The organism is Desulfopila inferna, from assembly GCF_016919005.1.
Classification (GTDB): Bacteria; Desulfobacterota; Desulfobulbia; order Desulfobulbales; family Desulfocapsaceae; genus Desulfopila_A; species Desulfopila_A inferna.
The window spans coordinates 1-418 of sequence record NZ_JAFFQE010000052.1; the positions used below are offsets into that span (position 1 = coordinate 1).

Here is a 418-nt window from a genome sequence, read left to right on the forward strand (position 1 = left end):
GTTCCAGGGCGTGCTGGTCAAGGAGTCCGACCTGGAGAAGACCCGCTACCGCTTCGAACTGGAGGACGGCAGCGTGGTGGAGTTCAAGGGCAACGAGCAGGTCGAGTACGACGGTGAGATCCATACCGCCGCCAACCTCTTCGACGCCTTGAAAGAAGGCTATTACGGCAAGTACTGAGGCCGGGGGAATCGATATGTCAGCAGTCAAGATCACGCAGAAGATCAAGGGCTTCAAGGTCGTCAACGAAGCCGAGGAGCAGGCCCTTGCCGCCGCCGCGGAAGCCGCGTCGGTGGTGCAGATGGACGAGACCCTGGAGCGCCCGGATACCCTGATCGGCGCCACCTACAAGATCAAGTCGCCGCTGTTCGAGCACGCGCTCTACGTGACCATCAACGACATGGTCCTCAATGCGGGCAC

General features: G+C 61.0%; 1 protein-coding gene and 1 pseudogene. Both read left to right on the forward strand.

Annotated elements, in window-relative coordinates; all coding sequences use genetic code 11:
* Positions 1 to 178: hypothetical protein (locus JWG88_RS22280; RefSeq protein ID WP_353740710.1), on the forward strand; the 178-nt coding region annotated here is incomplete at its 5' end.
* A gap of 16 nt (positions 179 to 194) precedes the next feature.
* Positions 195 to 418: pseudogene (locus JWG88_RS21405) on the forward strand (TSCPD domain-containing protein); the annotation flags it as partial.